The organism is Streptomyces sp. NPDC050636 (assembly GCF_040654775.1).
Lineage (GTDB): Bacteria > Actinomycetota > Actinomycetes > Streptomycetales > Streptomycetaceae > Streptomyces.
In genome coordinates this window covers 1-2,342 of the sequence record NZ_JBFAIP010000240.1, presented here as the reverse complement: position 1 = coordinate 2,342, position 2,342 = coordinate 1, and the positions used below count along the sequence as shown (strand labels likewise).

At 73.5% G+C, this 2,342-nt stretch carries 1 protein-coding gene; it reads right to left on the bottom strand.

The window, feature by feature from the left end; all coding sequences use genetic code 11:
- The coding region (locus AB0I10_RS40945) for an SDR family NAD(P)-dependent oxidoreductase (protein WP_363157823.1) at positions 1 to 2,342 on the bottom strand (2,342 nt) is incomplete at both ends.

Sequence of the window (2,342 nt, the reverse complement as noted above, 5' to 3'; positions counted from 1 at the left end):
CGCAGTACGGCCGACAGCCGCTCGGGCGTCAGCGAGGCCACCACGCCGTCGTCCAGGACGCCGGCGGTGTGGATCACGGCGGTCAGCGGGTGCGCGGCGGGCACCGAAGCCACGGCCGTCGCCACCCCCTCCCTGTCCGCCACGTCGCACGCGAGGACCGTCACCTCGGCGCCGTGCGCGGCCAGTTCCGCACGCAGCTCGCTCGCACCCGGCGCGTCCGGGCCACCGCGGCTGACCAGCAGCAGATGCCGTACGCCGCGCTCGGTCACCAGATGCCGGGCGAGTTCACGGCCCAGGCCACCGGTACCACCGGTGATCAGCACGGTGCCGTCCGGGTCCCACGTGCGCGGCAGGGTCAGCACGATCTTTCCGATGTGCTGGGCCCGGCTCATGTACCGGAACGCCTCCGGCGCCCGCCGTACGTCCCAGGTCGCCACCGGCAGCGGGCGCAACGCGCCCCCGGCGAACAGCTCCAGCAGCTCGCCGAGCATCCCCCGCACCCGGTCGGGGCCCGCGTCGGCGAGGTCGAACGCCTTGTAGCGCACCGGGGCGGCGGACTCGGGCTCGCGGATGTCGGTCTTGCCCATCTCCAGGAAGTGGCCGCCGGGGGCGGTCAACCGCAGGGACGCGTCGACGAAGTCACCCGCCAGGGCGTTGAGCACCACATCCACGCCGCGGCCACCGGTGACCGCCCGGAAGCGCTCCTCGAAGTCCGTGGTACGGGACGAGGCGATGTGGTCGTCCGCGACACCCAGTTCGCGCAGGGTGTCCCACTTGCTTTCGCCGGCCGTGGCGAATACCTCGGCACCGAGGTGCTTCGCCAGTTGGATCGCCGCCATACCGACGCCGCCGGCCCCGGCGTGTACGAGGATCGACTGGCCGGGTCGCAGGTCGGCGAGGTCCTTCAGGGCGTAGAGCGCGGTCAGGAAGACCAGTGGCACCGAAGCCGCCCGAGCGGCCGACCAGTCCTCGGGGATACGCGTCAAGAGCCGCTGGTCCGTCACCGCGACCGGGCCGTAGCCGCCGAAGACCATGCCCATCACGCGGTCCCCCGCGCGCAGTCCGCTCACCCCGGGCCCCGTCCCGGTCACCACACCGGCGGCCTCGGCACCCAGCAGCCCGGCCTCACCCGGGTACATGCCCAGGGCGTTCAGCACGTCGCGGAAGTTCACGCCTGCGGCCTGGACCTGTATGCGGACCTGTCCCTCCGTGAGCGGTTCCAGGATCTCCGGGCAGGGCGCGAGCACCAGGTTGTCCAGGCTGCCCTTGGCCGCGCTGTCCAGTCGCCACGGCACACCTGCGGGCGGCAACAGCCCCGCACCGCCGCCCAGCTGAGCCAGGCGCGCCATGCGGAGGGTGCCGCCGCGCCATACGAACTGGGCGTCCCCGGTGGCCAGCAGACCCGGCAGGTCCGCGAGCGCCGTGGCAAAGCCCCCGTCCTCGTCGGCGAGATCGCCGTCCTCAAGGTCGAGGAGCGCGATCCGTCCGGGGTTCTCCGACTGCGCCGAGCGCACCAGGCCCCACGCCGCGCCCGCGGCCATGTCCCGTACGGGCTCCCCCTCGTCGGCGGAGACGGCACCGCGGGTGACGAACACCAGGCGTGCGGTGGCGGATTCCTCCCGGTCCGCCCAGTCCTGGAGCACACCCAGGACCCGGGCCGTCACCTCGTGCACGGCGGCGGGCACATCTCCGTCCGTACCGGACACAGGGACCAGTACGAGGTCCTCATCCCCCGTGAGGTCCGCCAGGGACGCGACCGACGCGCCCACGCCCAGCTCATCGGCGCCCAGGGACACACACCGCACCTCGGCAGGCTGCACTTCCGGGGCCGCCACCCAGTCCAGCGACAGCAGCGCGCCGTGCTCCGTGCCGCGCTGCCCCGCCGACTGGCCGGTGGCAGTGTCCTGGTACGCCCGCATCACCATTGCCTCAGCGGAGAGCACGGGGGCGCCCTCGACGTCGACGGCCGCGATGGACACCGAGTCCTCACCGGTCTTCACCACCCGGGCCCGCAGAACCGACGCTCCCCCGGCGTGCAGCGACACACCTCGCCAGGCGAACGGCAGGAACTGGTCACCCTCGGTGCCGACCCCGGCCATCCGGTGGGACTGGAGCACCGCGTCCAGCAGCGCCGGGTGGATCCCGAAGGACCCGGCCTCGTCGGCGACCTGGCCCGGCAGCGCCACCTCCACGTAGGCCCCGGCCCCGTCGTCGCACCGCCACACCGAGCGCAGGCCCTGGAACGCCGGGCCGTACCCCGTCCCGTCGTAGAAGCCCTCCAGGTCGACGACCACCGCGTCCTGCGGCGGCCAGACCTGGGAGCCGAAGTCCGCGATCCGCTC